Raw genomic sequence first — 7,167 nt, 5'->3', positions numbered from 1 at the left:
CCCCCTTCCCCGTCCCGCATCCTTCGATCCGAGCATCCAGCGCGAAGCTGGGATACTGTCTGCCGACGCCATGAGCACCGCTTCCCCTGCGCCCGCGTCTTCGTCCCGCGCCACGCTTGTGAAGTGGCTCGCCATCGCCGTGGTCGTTGCCGCGCTGCTCGTCGCCAGCCGCCGGATCGGCGCGGAGGTGCCTCGCTTTGCCGAATGGGTCGCCGGGCTCGGTGCTCTCGGCCCGGTGGTGTTCATCGCCGGCTACGTCGTCTCCGTCGTTGCGCTCGTACCGGCCTCGCTGCTCACGCTGGTTGCCGGCGCGATCTTCGGCCTGGCGGCGGGCGTCGCGTATGTGTTCGTTGCCGCGACAATCGGCGCTGCTCTGGCCTTCCTCGTTTCGCGCTACCTCGCACGCGGCCTCGTCGAGCGCCGCATCGCAGGTAACGCGAGCTTTGCGGCGATCGACCGCGCAGTGGCCGCGCAAGGCCGCAAGATCGTCTTCCTGCTGCGCCTGTCGCCGGCGTTCCCGTTCTCGCTGATGAACTATGCCCTCGGCGTCACGAGGGTACGCTTTACCGACTATGTCGTGGCATCGATCGGAATGCTCCCCGGCACTTTCCTCTTCGTCTACTACGGCAAGCTGGCCGGCGACGTCGCGGCACTGGCCGGAGGTGCGCCGGTCGAGAAGGGCAACGGGTACTACGGCGTTCTGGTGGTCGGTCTCGTCGCGACGATCGCCGTCACCGCCGTCGTCACGCGCATCGCGCGGCGCGCGCTGGCCGATGCTACCGAGAAGAAGACGCTGCAGGAATCGATGCTCTCGGCGCGCACCGCGCTCGAGCGTGCGCACACGATGGGAGAAGGCGCGCCGATCCCGCCGGCATTCCGGCGCATGCCGGAGCAGGCTGCAAACCCTGGGATTGCGCCGCCCGCGCAAGCGTCACCGCCCGATCCACGAGAGACGGCACGCATCGAGGAGCGGCGCGCGGCGACTGCGAAATCTCGCGAATCCGCCGCCGACTACCAGACCGTCGTCGCACCGCTGGACGAGCACAACACGCGCCTTCTCGTGCGCGTGCGACCTACCGACTGGATCAATCCCGAGCCGAAATCCCGCTACGACCTCGTCGTCGTGGGTGCAGGAACGGGAGGACTGATTTCCGCCGCGGTCGGCGCCGGCCTCGGCGCCCGCGTTGCGCTCGTCGAACGGAACCTGATGGGCGGCGACTGCCTGAACTACGGCTGCGTCCCGTCCAAGGCGGTGATCCGCCACGCGCGCAGCGTGAAGGAGGCCCGCGAGCTGTTCGGTGCGGCCAGGTTCGACGATGCAGAGCTCGACCGTCAGTTCGCCGCGGCAATGGAACGCATGCGCCGCCTTCGCGCGGAAATCGCGCGCGACGATTCGGCAAGGCGCTATCGCGACGAGCTCGGGATCGACGTGTTCCAGGGCAACGCGCGCTTTACCGGACAGGGCGCGCTCGAAGTGGCGGGCACGACGCTGCGGTTCAAGAAAGCGATCATTGCCAGCGGAGCCGGTGCGGCCGTTCCCGACATCCCGGGCCTGGCGGAAACCGGCTTCATGACCAATGAGACCGTGTTCAACCTCGTCGAGCGCCCGCGCCGCGTCGCGATCCTCGGCGGCGGTCCGATCGGTTGCGAGATGGCCCAGGCGCTGCAGCGCCTCGGCTGCCAGGTGACGGTGCTCGACATCGAGGACCGGCTGCTGCCGCGCGAGGACGAGGACGCGGCGGCGATCGTGCAGTCGCGACTGGAGCGAGAAGGAGTGCGTCTCGTGCTCGGCGTCGAGGTTACCTCCGTCGTCCGCGCCGGCGACGGGTCGTCGACGCTGCGCTACCGCAACGTCGGCGGCGGCAGCGAAGCCGCGGTTTCCTGCGATCGGATCCTCGTCGCCGTCGGACGGCGTCCGAACGTCGACGACATGGGCCTGGAGGCGGCGGGAGTCGCGGCGAGCGAGCGCGGGATCGTCGTCAACGACCACCTGCGCACCAGCAACCGGCGGATCTTCGCCGTCGGCGACTGCTGCATGAAGTGGAAGTTCACGCACGCGGCCGACGCCGCCGCGAAAATCGCGGTGCAGAACGCGCTGTTCTTCGGCCGCAAGAAACTGGACGCGCTCGTGATGCCGTGGTGCACGTACACCGATCCCGAGGTCGCGCACGTCGGGCTCTACGAGCACGAGGCCAAACGGAAAGGGATCGACACCGACACGTTCACGGTGCCGCTGGAGAAAGTGAACCGCGCGGTGCTCGACGGCGAAGCGGAGGGATTCGTGCGGGTGCTCGTGCGAAAGGGAAGCGACGCGGTGCTCGGAGCCACGATCGTCTCGTCCCACGCAGGAGAATCGATCAGCGAGCTTTCGCTCGCGATCACCGGCGCACTCGGCCTCGGGAAGATCGCCGCGACGATTCACCCCTACCCGACCCAGGCCGAAGGGATCAAGGCGGCGGCCAACGCCTACATGCGCACGAAGCTGACACCGGCTGCCAAGCGCGTCCTCGGCATCCTGCTTCGCATCCAGCGCTGAGTGAGAAGGAGCACAGCCGCCGGCTCGCCGGCGTCGTAGGCGCGAGCCCGAGGATCGACGGCGGGCTAGCCGCCTGAACGGTCGGAAAGGCCGCGCGGCATCCGGGAACCGAGAGGGGACATCGCGCGCCCTCCCCGCCGCGGTGGTATTGAACGAGTGTTAACTGCCGCCGTCCGTGTCCGCGAATCGTGAAAATCCCGCGTTCGCGACGCGGAATTCGCTTACGACGCCCAAATCCCCTTTTCGCGCACGATTGGTGCCGGTCACAATGACCTCTCCACGCAACTCCTCGAGGGGGCGACGGCCGGCTGCGGCGTCGCAGGAACATGGGGGACCGGTCATGAACATGCACTCGCCGCTTTCGCGTCGCGTCGGCCTCGCCGCGCGCCTGTCGATCATTTCTGCGCTCGCCCTGTCGTCGGCACCGCTGCTGCCGCCGCGCAGCGCGGCCGCCGACCCCGACACTGCCAATCCGATCCTGTTCGTGACCCAGGTCCCGGTGGGAAGCTTCGGCTCGGTCGCCGCGCAATTCGGCAACCATCAGGCGACGATCGATGCGGCCCCGCGCGGCGGCGACCTGATGATCCGGTATCCCGGCGGCATGTTGAGGAACCTGACCCAGGAAGCCGGCTACGGGAATGCCGGCATGCAGGGCGCGAACTCGATCGCGGTGCGCGAGCCCTGCGTCCATTGGAGCGGCACCAAGGCACTGTTCTCGATGGCGATCGGCGCGCCGACCCAGCAGTACCAGGCCGGCAGCTTCCAATGGCAGATCTACGAGGTCTCCGGCCTCGGCCAGGGCGAGACCGTGCACATCCGCAAAATCGCGAACCAGCCCGCCTACAACAACGTGTCGCCAATCTATGCGACCGAGGGGAGAATTCTTTTCACGTCCGACCGTCCCCGCGGCGGCGAGCCCTACCTGTACCCGCAGCGGGACGAGTACGAGTCGGCCTACATCGTCTCCGGCATCTACGCGCTCGACGAAGCCTCGGGCAAGTTCGAGCTTCTCGAGCATGCCCCGAGCGGCGCGACGTCGCTTTCGCTCGACAGTTTCGGACGCGTGATCTTCACGAAGTGGGACCACCTCCAGAGGGACCAGCAGGGCGACGATTCGACGGTCGCGGCCACTTACCATCCGCTGACGTACACGAGCGAAGACCAGAACGCGGCAGTCACGACATCGATCGTGGGAGCCGAGGTGTACCCGGAGCCGCGCTCGACCAAGGACCCCGGCTATTCGCCGACGTTCACGCTGCACACGTTCAACCACTTCTTTCCGTGGGAGCTGAACGAGGACGGAACGGCCGAGGAGACCCTCAACCACATCGGTCGCCACGAGTTCGGCGGAACCTACACCGACGGCAGCTTCGCCGCCGACCCGAACCTGACCTACTACACGCCGCCGGCCGACCACGACAACACCGTGATGCTGAGCGGCGACGGCGGCCTGTTCCACCTGCGCGAAGACCCAAACCATGCGGGCGAGTTCCTGGCCACCCACGCTCCGGAATTCGCGACCGCATCGGGCGGGACGATCATGCGCGTCACCGGCGCGCCCAGCATCAATCCCGATCACATGCTGCTGATCAAGGTCACGCCGACGAGCGCCGATGCGATGGTGCCGCAGTCGACGGGCTACTTCCGCAATCCGTTGCCGCTGACCGACGGACAGGTCCTCGCAGCGCACACGCCGGCGACCGACAACATCCACAACAACGGCACGACGACCGCGCCCGACTGGAGCTACTCGTACCGGCTCAAGGTGCTGCAGGCTTCCGGGGGATTCATGGCGGCAGGTCCGATGCTGACGAGCGGCATCGGCAAGTCGCTGAGCTGGTGGAGCCCCGACCAGCTGGTGAGCTGGAACGGCACCCTGTGGGAGCTCGATCCGGTCGAAGTCGTCGCGCGCAGCGTGCCGACGGCTCGCACGGAGACGCTGCCTGCGATCGAAGCCGGAGTATTCGCCGCCGAGAACGTCGACGTGGCCACCTTCCGCCAGTACCTGCACGACAACGGCCTGGCGCTGATCGTCAGCCGCAACGTCACGCAGCGCGACCGTGCCGACGTCCAGCAACCGTACAACCTGCGGGTGCCGGGAGGAGTGCAGTCGATCGCGAAGGCGGGCACGATCTACGACATCACGCACATGCAGATCTTCGAAGCGGACATGGTTCGCGGCTACGGCGATCCGGCCGACCCGTATCCGGGGCGCCGCAACCTCTCGCGCCCGATGCACCAGCCCTGCGTCTCGCAGGACGCCGGCGCTCCGGACGGCGGCGTGACGATCGCGTCGGACGGCTCGTTCGCCGCGATCGTGCCCGCGCGGCGCGCACTGACGTGGCAGCTTACCGATCCGAATGACGGGCCCGTCGTGCGTGAGCGCAACTGGCTCAGCTTCGGAGCCGGAGAGATCCGCGTCTGCGCCAACTGCCACGGCATCAACGAGTTCAGCCAGACCGGCGCCGGGTCGCCGCAGAATGATCCGCAGGCGCTGCACACGCTGCTGCAGGCGTGGGTGGGCGGAGGCAACACGTGCGTCGGCGGTGGCGGCGGCGGAGGCGGCGGCGGCGGCGGAGGTGGTGGTGGCGGCGGCGGCCTTTGCCAGAGCGGCATCGTGCTCGAAGACACGATGCTCAAGGCCTCGGCGACGCCGTTTACCGCCAAGCTCAGCGCCCAGGCGCTGCTGCCCACCCCGTTTACCGGCGTCGATCCCCCGGCCAACGGCGTTCACGTCGTCGTCGAAGGTCTGCTTGATGCGACGATCCCGGGCGGCAACAACTGGCGCCAAACGATGAACGGCTGGAGCTACCGTGACGACTCCGGCTCCGTCGCCGGAGTGACGCGACTGCGGGTACGCGACATGACCAAGGCCGATCCGGGTCGCCTCGGAATCAAGCTGAAGGCCGCCGGCGTGACCGCAACGTTGCCGTCACCGAACGCTGTCCAGGCCACCGTGGTCTTCGGGTCGAGCGACGAATGCGGATCGCTGCTGTGGAACGGCCCGGGCGGCGCAGCGCCGGCCTGTGCCGGTGATTCCCACCATCTGGCTTGTCGCTGAAGGGTGCGGTACGTAGCAGAGGAATGGGGTCAGACCCCATTCCTCTGGTGCCTGACCCCATTACATCTACGTATCCCGATGAAGATTCGTCACGCGTCGGCCGCCGATCTTCCGGCGATCATCGAGATCTACAACGCCGCGATTCCGGCGCGGCGAGCCACTGCCGACACCGAGCCGATCAGCGTCGCCAGCCGCGTCGAGTGGCTTCGCGATCACGACAGCGCGCATCATCCGTTGTGGGTGGTCTGCGGTGACGATCCGGCGGCACCGCTCGAAGGATGGCTCAGCTTCCAGCCGTTCTACGGCCGCCCCGCCTACCGCGCGACGAGCGAGCTCAGCATCTACGTCGCACCCGCCAGCCAGCGAAAAGGCATAGGCCGCGCGCTGCTGTCCCTGGCGGTGCGCTCGGCGCCCGGCCTCGGGCTGACGACCCTTCTCGGATTCATCTTCGGCCACAACGACGCCAGCCTCGCGCTGTTCTCGGGTTTCGGCTTCGAGCGCTGGGGCCGGCTTCCCGGCGTGGCCGAGCTCGACGGGATTGAGCGCGACCTGGTGATCGTGGGGCTGAGGCTCGGGTCCCGGCTCCCGCTGTGACGCTCGCCCCGAGGCGGCCAGGCGCCCTTCCTGCCCGTCGACGAGGCGGTTTTGCCGCCGCGAGCGCGGGGCGTGACTCCCGGTGGACCATCCGGTAAAAAGACGAGGCGGCAGCCGCGTTCGCGCGGCGAGCCGGCAACCCCGGCAACGGGCGGCACGAGAGGGATCGTGCCGCCGGCGCGACACCGAAGGACCAGTTCGATCGACCGATCTTGAAAGGAGGAGCCGAATGAAATTCGGACGCATGCTCACACTTTCTCTGGCCACGCTGCTGATCGCCGTGCCGGCCGTTCATGCCCAGGACGACATGGGTGACCTGACGACCAAGCGCCCGGCCAAGAAGGCGCAAACCGTCGAGGAAGAGAGCAACGATCCGTCGCGTCCGGGTCCGTTGATGGGCCTCGGAGCCACCTACGCGTTTGAGAATTTCAATTTCAATCAGAACGACAGCAACGGCGCCGACGTCACCGAGTCGAATGACGGCAGTGGGGGCTACAACGCTCACGTCGGTTACCGCTTCGACCGCTGGCTCGCCACCGAGCTCGAGGTCGAGCGCTACCAGGAGTTCACCGGACACTTCGACGGGAAGCACGTCGGGCAGGTCAGCGGCTGGGCTCTCGGCGGCAACGAGAAGCTCTACCTTCTACCGGGTCGCTGGCAGCCCTGGCTCGAGGCCGGCATCAACTACCTGAAGATGGAGACGACGAACTCGAATGCGGCCAATTCCAGGAAGACCGATGACGGCCCCGCGCTGCGGTTCGGCGCCGGCCTCGACCTGTACGCGACGAACAAGTTCGTCGTGACCAGCGACGTCAGTTACATGCTCGGGGTTTCCCAGACTCACAACTATGACGTCGTCGCGCTGACGCTCGGCTTCCTGTTCAGGCCGTAGCGGTCGTACGAGGGGCGGACGAGCCAGATCACCGGATCGTGATTCGGGGCCGGCCGGTTGCGCAACCGGCCGGCCCGTTGTTTT

At 67.6% G+C, this 7,167-nt stretch carries 4 protein-coding genes; all 4 read left to right on the top strand.

Going from position 1 to position 7,167, the window contains the following annotated elements; genetic code table 11:
• Positions 1-70 precede the first annotated feature (70 nt).
• The 4 genes from VGK20_15080 to VGK20_15065 all read left to right on the top strand — a co-directional run bounded on the left by VGK20_15080 (position 71) and on the right by VGK20_15065 (position 7,083).
• Positions 71-2,536 (top strand): FAD-containing oxidoreductase, encoded by a 2,466-nt coding sequence (locus VGK20_15080; GenBank protein HEY2775365.1) that lies wholly within the window; start codon positions 71-73, stop codon positions 2,534-2,536.
• A 340-nt stretch (positions 2,537-2,876) separates the two neighbouring features.
• On the top strand, positions 2,877-5,597 hold the full coding sequence (locus tag VGK20_15075) for a hypothetical protein (protein ID HEY2775364.1): 2,721 nt from the start codon (positions 2,877-2,879) through the stop codon (positions 5,595-5,597).
• Between the two features lie 78 nt (positions 5,598-5,675).
• Entirely contained in the window at positions 5,676-6,191 is a 516-nt protein-coding gene (locus VGK20_15070) for a GNAT family N-acetyltransferase (GenBank protein ID HEY2775363.1), read from the top strand.
• 229 nt (positions 6,192-6,420) lie between these two features.
• Positions 6,421-7,083 (top strand): outer membrane beta-barrel protein, encoded by a 663-nt coding sequence (locus VGK20_15065; protein ID HEY2775362.1) that lies wholly within the window; start codon positions 6,421-6,423, stop codon positions 7,081-7,083.
• Positions 7,084-7,167 lie beyond the last annotated feature (84 nt).

The sequence above is a fragment of the Candidatus Binatia bacterium genome (assembly GCA_036493895.1).
In the GTDB taxonomy this organism is placed as follows: Bacteria; Desulfobacterota; Binatia; order UBA1149; family CAITLU01; genus DATNBU01.
This window is presented reverse-complemented; position numbering and strand designations above follow the sequence as displayed.

What these genes read in the sequence shown, in the direction of transcription:
- VGK20_15080 (HEY2775365.1), top strand. Translation starts at nt 71, where the DNA reads ATGAGCACCGCTTCCCCTGCGCCCGCGTCTTCGTCCCGCGCCACGCTT.
- VGK20_15075 (HEY2775364.1), top strand. Translation starts at nt 2,877, where the DNA reads ATGAACATGCACTCGCCGCTTTCGCGTCGCGTCGGCCTCGCCGCGCGC.
- VGK20_15070 (HEY2775363.1), top strand. Translation starts at nt 5,676, where the DNA reads ATGAAGATTCGTCACGCGTCGGCCGCCGATCTTCCGGCGATCATCGAG.
- VGK20_15065 (HEY2775362.1), top strand. Translation starts at nt 6,421, where the DNA reads ATGAAATTCGGACGCATGCTCACACTTTCTCTGGCCACGCTGCTGATC.